Here is a 19796-nt window from a genome sequence, read left to right on the forward strand (position 1 = left end):
AAACGTCTGTTACCAGATGGAACAAGCGGCTGGGTGGGAAGGTGATAGCGCGCACGTTGACCGAATTTATCCACTAGATCGAGAGATTTTGTGACCAATAGGTCCGAAAGCAACTAGCTGGTCATGGATAGTCGATGGCGGTGATGTACCAGAGCTTCGGTCCGGTAGGCGTCTGCACCTGGACTTCGGCATCCAGCGTTTTGCCCACCAAAGCGCGCGCCAGCGGTGAATCGATGCTGATCAGCCCTTGGCGCAGGTCCAGCTCATCGGGGCCGACGATACGGTAGCGGGCCTGTTCTCCGTCTTCATCCTCGACAGTCACCCAGGCGCCAAAATAGACCTTTCCGGGATCGCTGGGCCGTTCTGCGACCACTTTGAGCTTCTCCAGCCGTTTGGTCAGAAAACGCACGCGGCTGTCGATTTCGCGCAGCATCTTCTTGCCGTAGGTGTATTCAGCGTTTTCCGAACGGTCCCCTTGCGCGGCTGCCTCGCTGACCGACTGGGTAACCTGAGGCCGTTTTACATGCCACAGTTCATGCAGCTCGGCTCGCAACCTTGCCTCGCCTTCGGGGGTGATCAGAGGGGTACCGGCAGGGCGAGGTGGACGATAACGGCTCATGGCGTTTCCAGTTCAGGCACGGGCTGGGGATTCTACAGGCAGTCCAACCCGCTGCCTGCTCCGGTCAATTTTCACGCAGCACATTCAGCGGGCTGGCGTTAAGTGCTCGGCGCGTACCCAGCACACCCGCAGCGCCCACCAGTAGCGCGCCGATCAGGGGCAGCAAAAGCAGCCACGGGTGGGGCTGCCAGCGAAGATCGAAGACGAAGTGGTAGAGCAGGGCGCTGACCAGTTCACAACCCAACGCTGCGAGCACACCGCTGGCGGCGCCTAATACGCCGAATTCGGTACGTCTGGCTCTGAGCAGTAATTTCCGCTCCGCCCCCAGCGCCCGAAGCAGCGCACCTTGACGAATCCGTTCGTCCAGCGTTGCTTGTAGGCCGGCGAACAATACCGCCAGGCCTGCCGCCAGCACGAACATCAGCACATATTCGACCGCTAGCGAGACCTGCGCCAGGATGCTGCGTAACTGGCTGAGCAAGGCTTCGACCTGCAATATCGTCGCAGACGGAAAGTCCCTGGCCAGCTTCACCAATTCGCGGTCCTTGCCTTCCGGCAGGTGGAAGCTGGTCATGTAGGTGGCGGGCACGTCTTGCAAGGTTTCCGGCTCGAAGATCATGTAGAAGTTGGGCTGGAAACTGTCCCAGTTGACCTCGCGCAAGCTGGTCACGCTGACATCGCGGGTGAGCCCGCCAACGGTGAAGCTGAGTCGATCGCCCAGCTGGATTTGAAGACTTTCGGCCAGCTCGGCTTCCACCGACACGCCAGGCAGTTCGCCTGGTGCTCCGGTCCACCATTGGCCGGCAGTCAGCCGATTGTCGGACGGCAAGTCCTTGGCCCAGGTCAGGCTCAGGTCTCGACGAATCGCCCGCTCGCCCTGGCTTTCCTTGCTTACCAACTGGCGCACCGGTTCGCCGTTGATGGCAACCAGGCGACCTGGGACTACCGGGTACAGGGGAGCCGCGTGATCAGAGAGGGCCTCAATGCGTGCGGCGAACGCGTCGCGGTCGGCGGGCAGGACATTCAGTACGAAATGGTTGGGGGCGTCATCCGGCAACTGGTTTTGCCAAGTGTCGAGCAGTTCGCCGCGCAGCAAACCGATCAACGCCATGGCGAGCAGTATCAGCCCGAAAGCCAGCGACTGACCAGCTGCCGCCAGTGGGTGACGGAGTAGCTGTCCTAAGCCAAGACGCCATGTCAGTGATGCGCCTGACAGCGCCCGACGCAGCCCCTTCAATGCCAGCAACAGCAGTCCACCGAGAACCACGGTGGCGAGCAGACCGCCGCCTAGCAGCGCGAGGGTAATCTTCAGGTCCAGACTGAGGCGCCACATGATCAAGCCGAGTGCGATAACGGCGGCCCCATACACCAGCCAGGAGCTCGGCGGGATCGGCAGCATGTCGCGGCGTAGAACCCGCAGCGGGGGCACACGTCCCAACGCGGCCAGCGGCGGCAGGGCGAAACCCGCCAGTGCAACCAGGCCGGTCGCAATCCCAGCCAGCGCCGGCCAAAGCGTGGCGGGCGGCACTTCACTCACGACGAGTTCACGTAACAGGAAAAACAGTCCATGTTGTGCGGCCCAGCCCAGTAGCGCGCCAGCTGTGCTGGCAACCAAACCGAGGTAGGCGAGCTGAAAGGTATAGAGCAGTAATGCTTCGCGGCGTGACAAGCCAAGGCAGCGCAACAGCGCGCTGGCGTCGAAACGGCGCGCCGCGAAGCGTGCGGCTGATAGCGCCACCGCCACCCCCGCGAGCAGCACAGCGGCGAGGCTGGCCAGGTTGAGGTAGCGTTCGGCGCGTCCCAGTGCGCCGCCAATCTGGCGGTTTCCGTCCTTGGCAGTCTCGATGCGCTGGTGCGGTTGCAGATCAGCTTTGATTGCTTCTTCGTAATCTGCCAGTTGCTCAGGGGAGCCTCGCCAGAGTTCGCGATAGCGCACGCGACTGCCCGGCTGTACCACGCCGGTGGCTTCGAGATCATCCAGGTGCATCAGCACGCGTGGTGTCAAACTGTAGAAATCGCCGACGCGATCGGGCTCGTAGGTCAGCACGCGAGTCAGCTGCAGCGGCTTGTTACCAACTTCAATCCAGTCACCGATCTGGAGGTTCAGAGCGGCGAACAAGCGTGCCTCGGCCCAAGCTTGCCCGGGCTTCGGACCTGTTCCGGGCTGTTCGGGCTGATATGGCGCCGCTGCACTGCGAAGCTCACCGCGTAACGGATAGCTGTCATCAGCGGCCTTGACGCTGGTCAGCTGCAGGTTGTCGTCCGTGGCGACGACACTGGAAAACTCAACCACGCGAGCGTGCTTGAGCTGTATTTGCCTGCCTACTTCGATCTGCTCTGGCTCGGCGGGCGCGCTGCCGCGCAGTACGAGGTCGGCGCCCAGAAATTCGGTCGCGCGCAACAACATGGCGTCGTTCAGGCGCGCACCGAAATAACCAATGGCTGTACTGGCCGCAACGGCGATCAGCAATGCGAAAAACAACACGCGCAACTCGCCAGCTCGCGCATCTCGCAACAGCTGACGCAGCGCTAACTTTGCCAAACGGCTGATGGGCACATGCTTCATTGACTCAACTCGTCGACGAGTTGGCGACCGCCTTCCAGGCGAAGCAGGCGCTGGCAGCGTTGGGCCAGGCGTTCGTCATGGGTGACCAACACCAATGTAGTGCCTCGCTCCCGGTTGAGCTCGAACAGCAGTTCGGTGATGGTTGCGCCGGTGTGGCTGTCGAGGTTGCCGGTCGGTTCGTCGGCGAACAGCACCGCGGGTTCGGCGGCAAAGGCGCGGGCGACAGCGACGCGCTGTTGTTCGCCGCCTGACAGTTGCCTTGGATAATGGTGCAGCCTGGCACCAAGGCCGACCCGGTCGAGCAACTCGGTAGCTTTCGCCTGTGCGTTGGAACGGCCGTGCAGCTCAAGCGGAAGCATGACGTTTTCCAGTGCGTTGAGGCTGTCGAGTAGCTGAAACGACTGAAAAACAAAGCCGACATGTTCGGCCCGCACACGGGCGCGCTGGTCTTCGTCTAGCGCGCCAAGCAGATGACCAGCCAGGTGTACCTCGCCTGATGTCGGCAGATCCAGGCCAGCCAATAAACCGAGTAGCGTCGATTTGCCGGAACCTGAAGTGCCAACGATGGCAAGGCTGTCGCCTTTGTCGAGACTCAACGACACATCGTCTAGTATCGCCAACTCGCCTTCCGCGCTGGGTACCGCTTTGCTAAGGTTCCGGGCGTAAAGAATGCTGGTGCTCATGGAGAATCCGATGCGAAATTGGCTGAGAGGTGGGGTCCTGGTTTTGCTGTGCTGGGCTCAGGGCGCCATGGCGGGAACGGTGTTGGTGGTCGGGGATAGTATCAGCGCCGCTTTCGGGCTGGAAACCAGCCAGGGCTGGGTACAGCTGCTCCAGCAACGCCTTGATACAGAGAATCTCGACCATCGGGTGGTGAATGCTTCGATCAGCGGTGATACCAGTGCGGGGGGGCTGGCGCGGTTGCCCGCATTGCTGGCGGAATACGATCCGGAGGTAGTCATCATTGAACTGGGGGGTAATGACGGGCTTCGCGGCCAGTCGCCGAAGCAACTGAACAGAAATCTGTCGGCAATGGTCGACCTATCACGTGACGCCGATGCCAATGTCGTGTTGCTCGGGATGCGTTTGCCGCCGAACTTGGGGCAACGCTACACACGCGCCTTTGAGGAAGCGTTCGACTCGCTTGCAGCCGAGCGGAACCTGCCATACGTCCCGTTTCTACTCGATGGGGTTGGGGGTGTTGAGGGCCTGATGCAAGCCGATCGCATTCATCCCACTGCGGGTGCCCAGCAGCGGCTGCTGGACAACGTCTGGCCGGTGCTCGAACCCTTGCTTTGAAGCGTGCGCGCGGCTACTGTCGCGCCCCTCGAATCGGAGCCTCAGATGCCGCGCCCAGCCTGGACCCTTTTTGCCTATCGCCTCATCGTTCCAGACGAGCAGTTCGACCTGTTTGCTTGTCGGGAGAATCGGCTGCACCTGGCGTTACGGCAGCTGGAGTTGAGCGGGCAGGTTGATCGCACGCTGTGCGGAGGTTTTCTGCCAGCGCGCCCGCTCTGGAAAGATATCGAGCGCTCCGTGCTCAAGGATCGCCGACTTTGCCCTGCGTGTCGCGATGCACTCAGCGCCCAAAGAAAAGGCCTTCCGTCTGCCGTCAGCGCCTGGTAGGTCGGCGTCCGCCGGTGCTTCGAGTACAATCGGCGCAACACGAACACTCTCCCAAGGAAACCCCTGAATGCTCTCGCGTGCGTTTGCAGTCGCCTGCAGTGTGTCTATCGCAGCTTTATTCTCGGCCAGCCAGTCTGTCGCACTCGAATTACCGCTGCCGCCAGACGGCGAGGACGTCGTCGGGCAGATCCAAGTGATCAAGGCCAAGTACGAAGACACCTTCGCTGCGCTCGGCGAAACACATGATCTGGGCTATCTGGAATTGGTTGCGGCAAACCCGGGCGTAGACCCATGGTTGCCAGGCGAGGGGACCGACATCATTCTGCCGACTCGGTACATTCTGCCCCCCGGACCGCGGGAAGGCGTTGTGATCAATCTTGCGGAGTACCGTCTTTATTACTACCCGGAGGGCGAGAACGTGGTGCACACCTTTCCGCTCGGCATTGGGCGTGAAGGCTGGGGTTCTCCTGTTGGTAACACGCGAATTTCAGCGATGACCAGCAACCCGGCCTGGTATCCGCCGCAATCGATCCGCGACGAACACGCCGCCGACGGTGATCCGCTGCCGAAGGTGGTGCCGCCAGGGCCGGATAATCCGCTTGGTCCTTACAAGATGAGCTTGGCGTTGCCCGGTTATCTCATCCACGGTTCGAACAAGAAATTCGGAATCGGCATGCGCGTCAGCCATGGTTGCTTCCGTATGCTCAACCACAACGTGTTGGAGCTGGCGGGATTGGTTAAGGTTGGAACCTCGGTGCGGATCATCGATGAGCCTTACAAATTTGGCGTGAGCCAGGGCAAGGTCTATTTGGAGGCGCACACTCCGCTGCAGGATGAAGAAAAGAAGATGACGCTCATGGACAAGCATGCGGTGGTGATCAACACATTGCTCAAGCGTGACGAGCCTGCAGGTTCGCTGCAGCTGGACTGGGAAATGGTTCGTGAGATTATTGCGGGCGAGGACGGTCTGCCAATCCAGATCGCCGAGCAGGGCCAGGCTCTGGCCACTCATGAAGAACCCGTCTTCTAGAATTTTGCAGCCTGCATATGGCGTCTGTAAAACCAGGCGCCCATAAAAAAGCCGACCTGATTGCAGGTCGGCTTTTTTTTGCCTGAAGCTTACTTGCGGCTGGCGCGTTCCAGCATACGCAGCGCACGCTCATTGGCTTCGTCAGCAGTCTGCTGAGCCTTCTGAGCAGCCTGCAGAGCCTCGTCGGCACGGCTGTACGCTTCGTCAGCACGCGCTTGAGCGCGGGCGGAGGCGTCTTCGGTCGCGGTCAGGCGGGCTTCGCTTTCTTTGGTCATGCTGTTGCTGCAACCAGTAGCCAGAACTGCGGCGAAAGCCAGAGCAGAAAATTTCAGAACGTTGTTCATCGTGTTCCCCTTAAGGATGAAATCCATGGCAACTCCCGTTATGGAAAGTTGGCGCGCACATACTACCGATTAGTTGCGCTAAGTAAACTGAGCCAAGCAGCTGCTACCACATTTTTTCTGCATGCTCATTCTTTTAACTGCATCTGCTGGCCGAACTGATTGAAAAACAATCAGAGCCAACGCTGCACTCGCTACATGGACCGGTGCGAGTGCCGAAAAGTTGCAGTTTTTATCGGCGTTGACCGTTTGTTTACAGCCCATTCGGTTCATTGCAGCGCGCTGATGATTTAAGCAATTGAAGCCAAGTCTTGCCTGGCGGTAGCATGCGTCGTCCAGCTAACAATAAAAACGGAGAGTGCGTGAGCGTGATCCACGTAACTTCCAGACAATCATGGCAGGTCCAGCCTGCTGAGGAGGCGAGATGACCGAACAGCTGAATATCCATCATGATCGAACGAGCCACCAGTTCGAGACAGTCGTGGATGGCCATCGCGCTTACTTGGCCTATGTTGATCTAGGCAAGCAGACGCTTGATATCTATCGAACCTTCGTGCCCGATGCGCTTCGTGGTCGAGGTGTGGCTGCGGTGTTGACCCAGCATGCGCTGGAATACGCCGAGCGCGAGGGATATACGGTTATTCCATCCTGCTCGTATGTTGAGTGGTATATCGAACGGCAGGCGGGCGCTGCGGACGGTCCTGACCGGGAATAAAAAAACGCCGGCAAGCGGCGTTTTTTCCAACTCTGACAGCGTCAGTTGCGGGCGCGTTTAGGCAGAACGTCCTTCAGCTTCGTGTGCATGCCGAGCAGCGCTTTTTCGGTGGCTTCCCAGTCGATGCAGGCATCGGTGATGGAGACGCCATATTTCAGATCGTTCAAATCCTTGGGAATGGGCTGGCTGCCCCAGCCCAGGTGGCTTTCCACCATCAGACCCACGATTGAATTGTTGCCCTCTAGGATCTGGTTGGCCACGTTGTCCATCACCAGTGGCTGCAAGGCTGGGTCCTTGTTTGAATTGGCGTGGCTGCAGTCGACCATGATGTTCGGCTTGATGCCAGCCTTGCTCAATTCCTGTTCACATACTGCAACGCTGACCGAATCGTAGTTCGGCTTGCCGTTCCCGCCACGCAGCACAACATGACCGTAGGCGTTGCCTTTGGTGGTGACAATGGACACTCCGCCGGACTGGTTGATGCCCAGGAAACGGTGCGGGCTGGAAACCGACTGCAGCGCGTTGATTGCAACCGTCAGGCTGCCATCGGTGCCATTTTTAAAACCCACCGAAGAGGACAGGCCGGAGGCCATTTCTCGGTGTGTCTGGGATTCGGTGGTACGTGCACCGATGGCCGACCAGCTGATCAGGTCCTGCAGGTACTGTGGGGAAATCGGGTCCAAGGCTTCGGTAGCAGTCGGCAAACCCATCTCGGCGAGGTCGAGCAGTAACTGGCGGCCAATATGCAGGCCATCCTGAATCTTGAACGAATCATCCATGTAAGGATCGTTGATCAGGCCTTTCCAGCCGACCGTCGTGCGTGGCTTTTCGAAGTACACCCGCATGACCAGAAACAGGCTATCGGAAACCTTGTCGGCTAGCACCTTGAGGCGTTCGGCATATTCGTGCGCGGCCTTCAGGTCATGAATCGAGCAGGGTCCCACCACGACGAACAGGCGATGATCCTTGCCGTCGAGAATGTTGCGTATCACCTGTCGCCCTTCGGAGACGGTCGCCAACGCAGCAGCAGTCAGCGGGATTTCACGCTTCAACTGATCTGGAGTGATCAGTGTCTCGTTGGAAGAAACGTTAAGGTCGTCGATCGGTAAATCAGCCATCGTGTTCTCGTCGGGGTCACAGATGCCGTCCGCCAGCCAATCCCGGTGCGGCGGAGCAGAGCTTGAGGGCGCAGCGGGGAGCGGAACCTTATCGCGTATTGCGTTGCCTCGACAATCATCTTGAAGTCGGACGGCTGGCCGGATATCGCTGGTACCTGTTCTGTCATGCCGCTGTTTATAGCCACTGGGCGCTGTCTGTGGACGCTGATAAGGTGGTCGTTTATTCGCGCCCCCATCATGGCGCCTCACTGATCTGCCGCTGGAGTCCTTGCATGACTGCTCCCAACATTCGAATCGGAATCATTGGTACAGGCGCCATTGGCGGCTTTTACGGCGCGATGCTCGCTCGGGCGGGATACGATGTGCACTTTCTTCTGCGAAGCGAGTACGAGACGGTCCTGCAGAACGGCTTGCAGATAAACAGCGCGGTGCATGGCTCAATGCACCTGGACTCTGTCCAGGCGTATCGCACTGCCGCCCAGATGCCAAAATGCGACTGGTTGTTGATCGGAGCGAAAAGCACCAGTAATAAAGAGTTGGCCCCTCTGATTGCCGAGGCTGCAGCGGAAGACGCCAAGGTCGTGGTGTTGCAGAACGGTCTGGGCGTCGAAGAGACCTTGCGCCAAGCGCTTCCGAGTGACCTTCATCTGCTGGGTGGCCTCTGTTTGATATGTGCGCACCGCTCGGCGTTGGGTGTCGTCGAGCATCAGGCACTAGGCGGGGTAAACATTGGTTACCATTCTGGGCCGGCCAGTGAAGCTGATCAGCAGAGGCTGGTAGAAGAAGCGGCTGCCATGTTTCGAGCGGCGGGCATCGATTCCAATGCAGCCACGAATCTCGCACAGGCGCGGTGGCAGAAACTGGTGTGGAACCTGCCGTATAACGGTCTCTCCGTCCTGCTCGATGCCAGCACAGCACCCTTGATGTCAAACCCTGACAGCCGAGCCTTGGTCAAATCGATCATGTTGGAAGCCTGCGGCGCCGCCGCTGCCTGTGGCCTACCGCTACCCGATGCGCTTGTGGATCGAATGATGACGTTCACCGATAAAATGCCCGACTATCTGCCGAGCATGTACCACGATCATGCGCAGGGGCGCCCGATGGAGCTCGATGCGATCTATGCGGCTCCGCTGGCCGCTGCGGCAGATGCTGGTTTCGCGATGCCGAAAACAGAGGCGCTGTATCAAGCTCTGCGTTTTTTGTCGGCGCGCACGCACTGACAAGCTGGCCTGGCACCCCCGGCGCGGCAGGTGGCAGGGCGAGCTCGGTGCATAGTGATTTGTTTCCCGGCTGCTAAGCTCAATCAAGTCCAGCCATGACTCGAGGCCTGTGGCCGGCGGGTGGGGTGTGATTTGGTAGGTGGCTCGACTGGATTGACGCGTCAGGCTTGCCGCGCTGGTATGTCAGATCAAGCAGCGGTCTACCGGCGATTCATATGGAAATGGCCTAGAATTTCTCAATTCTGGTGCATAACGTTATAAAAACATGGGTGGCGTCCGGGCGCCATTGGCCTTTGAGGGATCTCTATGAAGCTTCAGCAACTGCGTTACATCTGGGAGGTGGCGCACCATGACCTCAATGTCTCGGCAACGGCGCAAAGCCTATTCACTTCACAGCCCGGTATCAGCAAACAAATCCGGCTGTTGGAAGACGAGCTGGGCGTGGAGGTATTTGCGCGCAGTGGGAAGCATCTGACCCGGGTTACGCCAGCCGGCGAGCGAATAATCACCACCGCTGGAGAAATTCTGCGCAAGTGCGAAAGCATCAAACAGATTGCGCAGGAGTTCTCCAATGAAAAACGCGGCACGCTCAGCATCGCCACAACCCACACGCAAGCGCGCTACGCTCTGCCGCCGGTGATCAGTGCATTTATCAAGCAATACCCGGATGTCTCGCTGCATATGCATCAAGGCACGCCGATGCAGATTGCCGAGATGGCGGCTGACGGAACCGTTGATTTCGCCATTGCGACTGAAGGGCTGGAGCTGTTTGGCGATCTGGTGATGATGCCTTGCTATCGCTGGAACCGTTGCGTTGTTGTGCCCCAGGGGCATCCGTTGGCCAAGCTGCAGAAGCTCACGCTGGAAGCCTTGGCCGAACATCCAATCGTGACCTACGTGTTTGGCTTCACCGGGCGATCCAAGCTGGATGAAGCCTTCAGCCACCGGGGCCTGTCGCCAAAGGTGGTGTTTACCGCCGCCGATGCCGACGTCATCAAGACCTATGTACGTCTGGGGTTGGGTGTCGGAATCGTCGCGCGCATGGCCGTCGACGCGAAGCTTGACCCGGATCTGGTCGTGCTTGACGCCAGCGAGCTGTTCGAGCCCAGCGTGACCAAAATCGGTTTTCGTCGGGGCACCTTTCTGCGCGGCTTCATGTGTGACTTCATCGAAACCTTTGCCCCGCATCTTGATCGAGAAATGCTCGAGAAAGCTGTGCAATGCAAAAACAAAGTGGAGCTGGATGAATTGTTCATGGATGTCGACCTACCGACCTTCTAATCCGGCCGCCATCCCATCCATTAAACCGACAACAGTACGCCAGGCTCGGCAAGGGGCCGTTTAGAATCCCCTTGATAGAGAGAGTCCGGCGTAGATCGTTAGTTTTTAGCGATCAGGTTCCCGGCGTGTAGGCCGCATTCCTTCTGGGTCGACTCTTCCCACCACCAGCGCCCCTCTCGCTCATGCTGGTTCGGCAGCACTGGGCGTGTGCAAGGCTCGCATCCGATGCTGATAAACCCGCGTTCGTGAAGGCTATTGAAGGGCAGCTCGAGCATACGGATATAACCCCAGACCTCTTCGCTGGTCATCTGTGCCAGCGGATTGAATTTGTACAGGCTGTGGTCGGGTGTCGAGAACGCGTTGTCGATTTCCAGAACCGCAACCTGGCTGCGTGTTCCCGGGCTTTGGTCGCGGCGCTGGCCCGTCGCCCAAGCGCGCACGCCTGACAGCTTGCGGCGAAGCGGTTCGATCTTGCGAATCCCGCAGCACTCGCCATGGCCGTCTCGGTAGAAGCTGAACAGTCCCTTCTCGTTAACCATCGGCTGCAACAACGCCGGGTCTGGCGTCATGAACTCGATGGGAATGCCATAGTGCTCGCGGACCTGCTCGATGAACCGATAGGTTTCGCTGTGCAGTCGTCCGGTATCGAGACTGAACACTTTCACGTTCTTGTTCAGCTTCCAGGCCATGTCGACCAATACGACATCCTCGGCTCCGCTGAACGAGATCCACAAATCATCCCCAAAGAGATCGAAGGCAAGTTTGAGTATGTCCTGCGGGGATTTGCCGGCATATGAGGCTGCCAGCTCAGCTGTATTAATGGTTTGGCTCATCAGGCGGCTTCCTTGGTTGGCGCTTGGCGCTCTGTTGCGCGATGGTAACAAAGAGTCTTTATTACCCTAAATAACGTTTAAGGAAGAGCGTCCATTCTTTGTGGCATAAGCAGCGCGTTGCTTCGCAGAGACCTTGCCGTTAGAGTGCCGCTTCAATTTTTCTGCTGTAAGGAGCGCGTCCGTGGAAATCGCCTGTCTCGACCTTGAAGGGGTATTGGTTCCGGAAATCTGGATCGCGTTTGCCGAGGCCACTGGAATTGAATCGTTGCGGGCAACCACGCGCGACATCCCTGATTACGACGTACTGATGAAGCAGCGGCTGCGTATTCTGGATGAGCACAACCTGAAGCTATCGGACATCCAGAAGGTTATTGCCACATTGCAGCCGCTGGATGGTGCCATCGAGTTTGTGGACTGGCTGCGTGAGCGTTTCCAGGTGGTCATTCTCTCGGACACCTTCTACGAGTTTTCGCAGCCGCTGATGCGTCAGCTAGGTTTTCCGACGCTGCTCTGCCATCGCTTGATCACTGACGAATCGGATCGCGTCGTGGATTACCAGCTTCGTCAGAAGGACCCCAAGCGCCAGTCGGTCATTGCGCTGAAGAGCCTGTACTACCGCATCATCGCAGCAGGCGACTCGTACAACGACACCACCATGCTCTCCGAGGCGCACGCTGGCATCCTCTTTCATGCACCGGACAAAGTGATTCGCGAGTTCCCGCAGTTTCCCGCGGTGCATACTTTCGACGCGCTCAAGCAAGAATTCATCAAGGCATCTAACCGCAAGCTGACGCTCTAAACGACCAGGCTCCACGGTAGCTGTCCAAGACCCGTGGAGCCTATGACGCCAGCGTCGTCTCCAGGGTTCTCAGTAACACGCTCACCTTGTCCAGCGTCTCCTGATATTCGGCCTGCCACGCCGAGTCAGCCACGATTCCGCCGCCGCCCCAGCAATACACGCCGTCCTTGCGGAACAGAAGAGTGCGGATCGCAATAGAGCTGTCCATTTCGCCACGCACGTCCAGATAGACCAGTGAGCCACAGTAAATGGAGCGGCGAGTCGGCTCTAGCTCATCGATGATTTCCATGGCCCGAATCTTCGGTGCGCCTGTAATCGATCCGCCCGGAAAGGCACCGGTGAGCAGATCAAGCGCATCCTTGTTCGGATCGAGTCGGCCAGTGACGCTGCTAACCAGATGATGCACATTGGGGTAGGTTTCCAGGCAGAAAAGCTCCGGAACCCGTACGCTTCCGATCTCACAGCTGCGGCCTAGGTCGTTGCGTAGCAGGTCAACAATCATCAGGTTCTCTGCCCGGTCCTTTGTGCTGGCCATCAGCGCGTCGGCTTGAGCAAGATCGCTTTTCGGGTCCAGTTTTCTTGGACGGGTGCCCTTGATCGGGCGGGTCTCAACTGTCCTGTCGCTCACGCGCAAGAAACGCTCAGGGGAGACGCTTGCGATTGCGCCTTCTGCCATCGTCATGAAACCGGCGAAGGGGGTCGGGCAGGCGTCGCGCAAGAGGCGGAACGCTTGCCACGGATCGCCGCTATAGATCGCTTGAAACCGTTGGGCGAAGTTCACCTGGTAACAGTCACCTGCCTGGATATACCGCTGAATACGCGCGATAGCCTCTTGATATTCGCTGGGCAGCAGGTCCGCGACGAAAGCTGACGACAAGCTGAACGTCGAGGGTGGGGATGCCCAATCAGCCTCGAACAAGGTGGTCAGGCGACTGCGTTCCGCCTGGACCAATGACGGATGAAAGACCAGGTGCGTGGTTTGACGCTGGTGATCGTTCACTAAGGCCCAGGCATAGACGCCGAACCGGGCGTGCGGTAGGCCCAGGTCATCGGCAGCATGATCGGGCAGCCTTTCCAGTCGCGAGCCGAAGTCGTAACTGATATAGCCCAGCAGGCCACCTACGAAGGGTAGGTCAGTGCCCGAAGGCGCTTCGGCGTCACCCAGTGATCGGAGCGCCTCTCGTAGTCTTGAAAAAAATGCGTCCCCTGTTTCCGATGCGCTCGGGTCTAACACCTGTATTGGCCAAGCGCTGAGCAGGTCGAATCGGCCACGTTCCGCCACAGGGCGGCCTGAGTCGAGCAGCACCGCGCCTGGCGCATGGCGAATGCGCTCGAACCAAAAGGCTGGATCGGGGCGATAGGGAAGGGCGTGAAGCGTGCAGAGGGGCATGATGTGCTTCGTTCGGGGGGTGACCCGGCCAATAGACCGGGCTATGGCTTAATCGTGAGCCGGGATGTGGCCAAAAAGCTCTTGAGCGAATCGCACGCGCTCTTCTGGGGTTTCCTGCCCCCCGCTTTTCTTGAGCTCCTCGACGCGGTTCTCCACGGCATGCGCGCGGTGGGTCAGGCCACAGTCGTTGGCGATCTGAATGTTGAGGCCCGGGCGCGCGTTGAGTTCGAGGATCAACGGTCCCTTATCCTCGTCCAGTACCATGTCCACACCAATGTAGCCAAGGCCGCAAAGCTCGTAGCAGCCGGCTGCAAGCTTCATGAAACCGTCCCAGTTTGGCAGTTGTACGCCGTCTACAGCATTGGTGGTATCTGGGTGTTTGGTGATCTTGTTGTTCAGCCAAGTGCCGCGCAACGTGATGCCCGTCGCCAGATCCACTCCGACGCCAATTGCGCCCTGGTGGAGGTTGGCCTTGCCGCCGGACTGCCGAGTTGGCAGGCGTAGCATGGCCATGACCGGGTAGCCCATCAGGACGATGATGCGGATATCCGGCACGCCTTCGTAGCTGATGCTTTTGAAGATCGGGTCGGGGGTTACGCGGTACTCGATCAGAGCGCGGTCGCGGTGCCCACCCAGCGAATACAGCCCGGTGAGGATGTTGGAGATCTGATGCTCGATCTCGTCGTGTGTCAGGATTTTTCCTGACACCGTTCTATAACGCCCCTCGAAACGATCAGCGATGACGAGGATGCCGTCACCGCCGGCACCCTGTGCCGGCTTGACCACGAAGTCGGTGTGGTCCTTGACGATGTCCTTGAGCTTTTCGATATCACGCTCGGTCTCGATGATCCCGTACATCTCCGGGACATCGATACCGGCTTCGATTGCTCGCTCCTTGGTGATGATCTTGTCATCGACGATCGGATACAGGTTGCGCTTGTTGTACTTGAGCACGTAGTCCGCATTGCGGCGATTGATGCCCATGATGCCTTTGGCTTCGAGTGCCTTCCACGTCTTGATTAGACCGAACATGGCTCAATCCTTCAAAAAGGCTTTGAAACGAAACAGTTCGGTCAGGCGGTAGCCGCGATAACGACCCATCGCAAGCATGAAGCCAACCATGATCAGCAGCACTGCCGGGAAGGTGAACATGAAGTAGGTCAGCTCCGGAATATTCATCAGCAGGAATGCCAGCGCCGCTGCGATGAGCGTACCGACCGCCACCTTGAATGCATGACCGCCGCCACGTTCTTCCCAGGTGATGGAGAGGCGCTCGATGGTCATGGTCAGGATGACCATGGGGAACAGTGAAACGGATAGGCCGCGCTCGAGCCCAAGCTTGTGGCTGAACAGACTGATCACCGCGATCAGCACTACGACGAACGTGAGCACCACTGACAGGCGTGGCAGCATCTGCAGTTTCAAATGCTCAAGATACGAGCGCAGCGACAGACCCATTGCCGTGATGACGGTGAACAGGATGATGCCGAACCCGATCTGGGTTTCACGGAAAGCCAGAGCAATCAGCACTGGTGTAAAGGTACCCAGTGTCTGCAGGCCGCCAAGGTTGCGCAGAATCAGAATCACCAGAACACCGATCGGAATCATGATCATGATCTGGTACGTCTGCTGGGTCTGCAGTGGCAGCCCATAAAGCGAATATTCGAGAAAGTCTGCGTCGGTGTTTTCGTCAGTCAGCTTTGCCAGGCGGATGGCGTTCATCTCGCTGCTGTTTAGCGTGAAGGTGACTTGCGGGTTACGTCCGCCTTCGAGGTTCATCAGCGGCTCGTTGCCAGTCCACCAGACCAGGCGGTCATCCGGCAGGCCTTGCTCACCGGTTTCCGGATTGAAGTACAGCCACTTGTCACCGTTGAAGCTCCGCAGCCAGAGCTCCGGAGATTGCGCCATGTCGGCCTGCAGGCGAACCGTGTGTACGCGCTCCATGGGAACGTGGGCTATGGACAGCAATAGCTCGATCACCCTTGCCTTGTTGGGCGTCGAAGCGTCACCGCCAAGCAGCAGCTTGACGTTGTCGTCATTGGCATTGTTAACCCGCTTGATGGCTTCGCTGATGAAGGTTTCAACGTCTGCCGAATGCTGGCGAATGGGTGATAGCAATGCTTCTGCCGCAATTTTCTCAGCCCCTTCAACCGGAATGCTGTCACGGAAGATCGGGCCGGTAGCCTTGGTTTGTTCACCGCTATAGCGTCGGGTCAGTACCAGTCGGTAGTACAGCGTCTGTTTGCCATTGACGCGCCGCGCTGACCAGGTAACCCGGCGGTTGCCATCGGCACGATTGATGCTCACGCCATAGTTGTTGGAAATGAAGCTCTCATTGAGGCTGACGAATTCCTGATTGAGCGGCGGTACGTACATCTGCAGCTTCACCGGCTCGCGCGGGTTGGCCTGGAATTCGACTTTGGCGTCAATATTCCAAAGGTCATCGGTTTCATCTTCAGTCACCGGAATGCCCAAGATGAAGATCTGGTAGGCGGTGATTGCGATGCCCAGCGAGACGAGCAAAAGAATCAGGATTTTCAGGTGCAGGGTAAGTGCGCGCATGGGGTTACTCGTCAGCGTCAGATTCGATAATGCAGCCGGGTTTGCCAGCAGCGTACTTAAGGTCAGGGTCGACCAAGGCACCGAAGCGAGAGAGCGCATCGGAACCGATCAAAAGTGGGTATTGGAATGCGCTTCGGTCCGTGAGGTTCACTTCGATGCTGCGTTTTGCCTTGCCCATACACAAATTGAGTTCAACAACCGGGCGCGGCGTATAGGTTTTCTCTTCCTCTGGATCGAAGTCACCCGCACGGCGTTTGATCTTGCTGATGCGCTGCAACGGGAGTTCGATAGGGCGGTCATGGGCTTCATCAATAGCCAGGTAAAAGCGCACCCAGCTTTTTCCGTTGCGCTTGAAACGCTCGATGTCGCGCGCGCTGAGCGAGGCAGTCTGGGCGCCGGTATCAAGCTTGGCTGGCACCTCCAGACCAAAATCCGGCAATGCCACGTGCTCATTCAGGCCGTAGATCGTTTTGTCATCGGCCTGTGACAAGAGCGGGGCGCTTAAGAGGCAGAGCAATAGAAGGCGGGTTTTGGTGCTCATAAATCCAGGTAGTCGAGTCGGAAAAGCGGCCGGAACAACGAGCCAGGCTGAAGCACGTCGGAGCGAGCGCCGGACGTGGCATATATAGCGGCGCATTCTAGCATGGGCGGCAGATCACGAAGCTAGGCTCCAGCCGTACTGCGGCGCCATGGGGCCAGGCGACTTCAGTATCGGCAAGCTGATTGTCGACAATCTACTTTTGTATCATTGACCAAGAGCGTTCTCGGGGCTAAGTTGTGGCCATAAATGGCTGAGGTGTCAACAATATGCTGGATGCGCTGGAAGTCCCTCGCCTTGATCAGGTGGACAGCGGAACCCTCTCCGAGCACGTGTTTCGACGGATTCAGGCGGCCATTGTAAAAGGCGACATCGCGCCCGGTAGCAAGATCTCGGAGCCTGAGCTTGCGCGTACCTACGGCATCAGTCGCGGGCCGCTTCGCGAGGCGATCCACCGGCTGGAAGGGCAGAAGCTGCTGGTTCGCGTGCCGCATGTGGGCGCACGGGTGGTGTCGCTCAGCCATGCGGAGCTGATCGAGCTCTACGAGATCCGTGAGTCACTGGAAGGCATGGCCTGTCGCCTGGCGGCCGAGCGTATGAGCGAGGCGGAAATTCAAGACCTGCGCAAGGTACTGAGCACCCACGAACGCGATGAGGCCTTCCAGGCCGGCGTTGGCTACTACCAGCAGGAAGGCGACTTCGACTTCCATTACCGGATTATCCAGGGCAGCGGAAATCGCACGCTGGCCAAGTTGCTGTGCGACGAGCTGTATCAACTTGTCCGTATGTACCGCATCCAGTTTTCCGCAACGCCCAACCGCCCGCGTCAGGCGTTCGCCGAACACCACCGGATTCTCGATGCCATCGCCGACCGTGACGGCGAGCTGGCGGAGCTGCTGATGCGGCGCCACATCTGCGCTTCCAAGCGCAATATCGAGCGGCACTACCTGGCTGCTCAACAACAGACATCACAACCAAGAGGTGAGGCATGACACTTCCTACCCCCGGTCAGCGTTTCCGTGACGCGGTGGCCAGCGAGCATCCGCTGCAGGTCGTTGGCGCCATCAATGCCAACCACGCCTTGCTGGCCAAGCGCGCCGGCTTCAAGGCCATTTACTTGTCCGGCGGCGGCGTTGCCGCGGGCTCGCTGGGGCTGCCGGACCTCGGTATCACCGGTCTCGACGATGTGCTGACCGATGTGCGTCGCATCACCGATGTCTGCGACCTGCCGCTACTGGTAGATGTCGACACCGGTTTCGGCTCCTCGGCGTTCAACGTGGCGCGTACCGTCAAGTCGATGATCAAGTTCGGCGCGGCGGCGATCCATATCGAGGATCAGGTCGGGGCCAAGCGCTGCGGCCATCGCCCGAACAAGGAAATCGTCACCCAGCAGGAAATGGTCGACCGCATCAAAGCGGCTGTTGATGCACGTACCGACGACAGTTTCGTGATCATGGCGCGTACCGATGCGCTGGCGGTGGAAGGGTTGAATGCCGCACTGGACCGCGCCGCCGCCTGCATCGAAGCGGGTGCCGACATGATCTTCCCCGAGGCCATCACCGAGCTGGCGATGTACAAGACCTTCGCCGACCGCGTGAAGGCGCCAATTCTGGCCAACATCACCGAGTTTGGTGCAACGCCCCTGTACACCACCGAAGAGCTGGCCGGCGTCGATGTGTCCCTGGTGCTCTACCCATTGTCGGCGTTCCGCGCCATGAACAAGGCGGCCGAGAATGTCTACACCGCGCTGCGCCGTGACGGTACTCAGAAAAATGTGATCGACACCATGCAGACGCGCATGGAGCTCTACGATCGCATCAACTACCACGCATTCGAGCAGCACCTCGACTCACTGTTCGCTCAGAAGAAGAGCTGACAGAAAGCCCCCGCTGCGAGCCAGCGGGGGCTGTGCGGTTCATTTTTCAACGTGATTTGCAGTATCCAGAACAAATCCAAGAAGGAGATAGCAATGGCTGAAGCAAAAGTTTTGAGTGGCGCAGGCCTGCGTGGCCAGATCGCCGGCCAGACTGCCCTGTGTACCGTGGGCAAGACCGGTGCCGGGTTGACCTACCGCGGTTACGACGTACGTGAGCTGGCGGCCGAGTGCGATTTCGAGGAGGTGGCTTACTTGCTGTTCTACGGCGAGTTGCCAAACACACAGCAGCTGACCGATTACAAAAGTCGCCTGAAGACCATGCGGGACCTGCCGCAGGCGCTAAAGGAAGTGCTCGAGCGCATCCCTGCCAGTGCGCATCCGATGGACGTCATGCGTACCGGTTCGTCGGTGCTCGGCACGCTGGAGCCGGAGCTCAGCTTCGACCAGCAGCGCGATGTGGCCGAGCGCCTGATGGCCGCTTTCCCGGCAATCATGTGCTACTGGTACCGATTTACTCATGATGGCGTGCGCATCAACTGCACCAGCGACGAAGAGACCCTGGGCGGTCATTTCCTCGCGCTGTTGCATGACAAGAAGCCTAGCGACTTGCACGTCAAGGTGATGAACGTCTCGCTGATTCTTTATGCCGAGCACGAGTTCAACGCTTCGACCTTCACGGCCCGCGTCTGCGCCTCAACGCTGTCGGATCTCTATTCTTGCGTGACCGGCGCTATCGGTTCGCTGCGTGGCCCACTGCATGGCGGCGCCAACGAAGCGGCCATGGACATGATCGAGCAGTGGAAGAGCCCGGAAGAAGCGCGTGAAGCCATCCTCGGCATGCTCGAGCGCAAGGACAAGATCATGGGCTTCGGTCATGCGATCTACAGCGTTTCCGACCCGCGCAACGAGGTGATCAAGGTCTGGGCCGAAAAGCTCGCCGATGAAGTGGGCGACACCGTGCTCTATCCGGTCTCGGTCGCCGTCGACGAAACCATGTGGGAGCAGAAGAAGCTCTTTCCGAACGCCGACTTCTACCATGCGTCCGCCTATCACTTCATGGGCATCCCGACCAAGCTGTTTACGCCGATCTTCGTCTGCTCGCGCGTTACCGGCTGGGCATCCCATGTGTTCGAACAGCGCAGCAACAACCGGATCATTCGGCCGAGCGCCGAGTACATCGGTCCGGAGCAGCGCAAGGTCGTCCCGATCGCCCAGCGTTGATCGGAGCGAGGGAGCTCGTCGCCGGGCTCCCCAAACCTTGCCCCACAGAACATTACTGAAT

At 58.8% G+C, this 19796-nt stretch carries 20 protein-coding genes; 10 read left to right on the forward strand and 10 right to left on the reverse strand.

What is annotated here, in order from left to right:
• Positions 1-121: 121 nt before the first annotated feature.
• The 3 genes from greB to ACSSNI_RS04530 all read right to left on the reverse strand — a co-directional run bounded on the left by greB (position 122) and on the right by ACSSNI_RS04530 (position 3868).
• Entirely contained in the window at positions 122-619 is a 498-nt protein-coding gene (greB, locus tag ACSSNI_RS04520; protein WP_102836298.1) for a transcription elongation factor GreB, read from the reverse strand.
• A 64-nt stretch (positions 620-683) separates the two neighbouring features.
• The gene (locus ACSSNI_RS04525) at positions 684-3185 is read right to left on the reverse strand and encodes an ABC transporter permease (RefSeq protein ID WP_200639476.1); all 2502 of its coding nucleotides are present in this window, start codon (positions 3183-3185) and stop codon (positions 684-686) included.
• On the reverse strand, positions 3182-3868 hold the full coding sequence (locus ACSSNI_RS04530; protein ID WP_200639477.1) for an ABC transporter ATP-binding protein: 687 nt from the start codon (positions 3866-3868) through the stop codon (positions 3182-3184). Before ACSSNI_RS04530 ends, ACSSNI_RS04525 begins: the two co-directional genes overlap by 4 nt.
• Before the next feature lie 10 nt (positions 3869-3878).
• Between ACSSNI_RS04530 and ACSSNI_RS04535 the strand changes: the two genes are divergently transcribed.
• From ACSSNI_RS04535 to ACSSNI_RS04545, 3 genes are all read left to right on the forward strand, one after another.
• On the forward strand, positions 3879-4484 hold the full coding sequence (locus ACSSNI_RS04535) for an arylesterase (protein ID WP_200639478.1): 606 nt from the start codon (positions 3879-3881) through the stop codon (positions 4482-4484).
• Positions 4485-4529: 45 nt separating this feature from the next.
• Complete coding sequence (locus tag ACSSNI_RS04540) at positions 4530-4811, forward strand: hypothetical protein (RefSeq protein ID WP_102836302.1); 282 nt, start codon at positions 4530-4532, stop codon at positions 4809-4811.
• A 67-nt stretch (positions 4812-4878) separates the two neighbouring features.
• Entirely contained in the window at positions 4879-5841 is a 963-nt protein-coding gene (locus ACSSNI_RS04545; protein ID WP_200639479.1) for a L,D-transpeptidase family protein, read from the forward strand.
• An 89-nt stretch (positions 5842-5930) separates the two neighbouring features.
• Here ACSSNI_RS04545 and ACSSNI_RS04550 read toward each other — a convergent pair whose 3' ends face one another.
• Positions 5931-6185, reverse strand: a complete 255-nt coding sequence (locus ACSSNI_RS04550) for an Lpp/OprI family alanine-zipper lipoprotein (protein ID WP_029404583.1) — start codon at positions 6183-6185, stop codon at positions 5931-5933.
• A gap of 421 nt (positions 6186-6606) precedes the next feature.
• Between ACSSNI_RS04550 and ACSSNI_RS04555 the strand changes: the two genes are divergently transcribed.
• On the forward strand, positions 6607-6897 hold the full coding sequence (locus ACSSNI_RS04555; RefSeq protein ID WP_200639480.1) for a GNAT family N-acetyltransferase: 291 nt from the start codon (positions 6607-6609) through the stop codon (positions 6895-6897).
• Between the two features lie 41 nt (positions 6898-6938).
• Here ACSSNI_RS04555 and ACSSNI_RS04560 read toward each other — a convergent pair whose 3' ends face one another.
• Positions 6939-8015, reverse strand: coding sequence for a 3-deoxy-7-phosphoheptulonate synthase (locus ACSSNI_RS04560; protein ID WP_102836305.1), 1077 nt, complete (start codon positions 8013-8015; stop codon positions 6939-6941).
• 272 nt (positions 8016-8287) lie between these two features.
• Between ACSSNI_RS04560 and ACSSNI_RS04565 the strand changes: the two genes are divergently transcribed.
• A complete protein-coding gene (locus ACSSNI_RS04565) occupies positions 8288-9235 on the forward strand; it encodes a putative 2-dehydropantoate 2-reductase (RefSeq protein WP_200639481.1) in 948 nt (315 codons plus the stop codon).
• A gap of 306 nt (positions 9236-9541) precedes the next feature.
• The gene (gene cysB / locus ACSSNI_RS04570) at positions 9542-10516 is read left to right on the forward strand and encodes an HTH-type transcriptional regulator CysB (RefSeq protein WP_102836307.1); all 975 of its coding nucleotides are present in this window, start codon (positions 9542-9544) and stop codon (positions 10514-10516) included.
• Between the two features lie 98 nt (positions 10517-10614).
• Here cysB and ACSSNI_RS04575 read toward each other — a convergent pair whose 3' ends face one another.
• Positions 10615-11349, reverse strand: a complete 735-nt coding sequence (locus ACSSNI_RS04575; RefSeq protein WP_200639482.1) for a phosphoadenylyl-sulfate reductase — start codon at positions 11347-11349, stop codon at positions 10615-10617.
• Between the two features lie 181 nt (positions 11350-11530).
• Here ACSSNI_RS04575 and thrH point away from each other — a divergent pair, with 181 nt between their 5' ends.
• Positions 11531-12148, forward strand: coding sequence for a bifunctional phosphoserine phosphatase/homoserine phosphotransferase ThrH (gene thrH, locus ACSSNI_RS04580; RefSeq protein ID WP_200639483.1), 618 nt, complete (start codon positions 11531-11533; stop codon positions 12146-12148).
• 40 nt (positions 12149-12188) lie between these two features.
• Here the strand turns inward: thrH and pabB are convergent, their stop codons facing one another.
• The 4 genes from pabB to rloA are packed head-to-tail and all read right to left on the reverse strand — an operon-like array spanning position 12189 to position 16641.
• Positions 12189-13538, reverse strand: coding sequence for an aminodeoxychorismate synthase component I (pabB, locus tag ACSSNI_RS04585; protein ID WP_200639484.1), 1350 nt, complete (start codon positions 13536-13538; stop codon positions 12189-12191).
• 48 nt (positions 13539-13586) lie between these two features.
• On the reverse strand, positions 13587-14570 hold the full coding sequence (locus ACSSNI_RS04590; protein WP_102836311.1) for an alpha-L-glutamate ligase-like protein: 984 nt from the start codon (positions 14568-14570) through the stop codon (positions 13587-13589).
• A gap of 3 nt (positions 14571-14573) precedes the next feature.
• Positions 14574-16100, reverse strand: a complete 1527-nt coding sequence (gene rloB, locus ACSSNI_RS04595; protein ID WP_102836312.1) for an osmotic stress tolerance membrane protein RloB — start codon at positions 16098-16100, stop codon at positions 14574-14576.
• Between the two features lie 4 nt (positions 16101-16104).
• Positions 16105-16641: a retropepsin-like aspartic peptidase RloA gene (gene rloA / locus ACSSNI_RS04600; RefSeq protein ID WP_148926972.1), complete on the reverse strand. Its 537-nt coding sequence runs from the start codon at positions 16639-16641 to the stop codon at positions 16105-16107.
• Between the two features lie 266 nt (positions 16642-16907).
• Here rloA and ACSSNI_RS04605 point away from each other — a divergent pair, with 266 nt between their 5' ends.
• From ACSSNI_RS04605 to prpC, 3 genes are all read left to right on the forward strand, one after another.
• Complete coding sequence (locus ACSSNI_RS04605) at positions 16908-17630, forward strand: GntR family transcriptional regulator (RefSeq protein WP_102836314.1); 723 nt, start codon at positions 16908-16910, stop codon at positions 17628-17630.
• Positions 17627-18514: a methylisocitrate lyase gene (prpB, locus tag ACSSNI_RS04610; RefSeq protein WP_159967995.1), complete on the forward strand. Its 888-nt coding sequence runs from the start codon at positions 17627-17629 to the stop codon at positions 18512-18514. The genes ACSSNI_RS04605 and prpB overlap by 4 nt, the downstream gene beginning before the upstream one ends.
• 93 nt (positions 18515-18607) lie before the next feature.
• A complete protein-coding gene (gene prpC / locus ACSSNI_RS04615) occupies positions 18608-19735 on the forward strand; it encodes a bifunctional 2-methylcitrate synthase/citrate synthase (RefSeq protein WP_148926106.1) in 1128 nt (375 codons plus the stop codon).
• The last annotated feature ends 61 nt before the right edge of the window (positions 19736-19796 follow it).

It is taken from the genome of Stutzerimonas tianxiuensis (assembly GCF_053470365.1).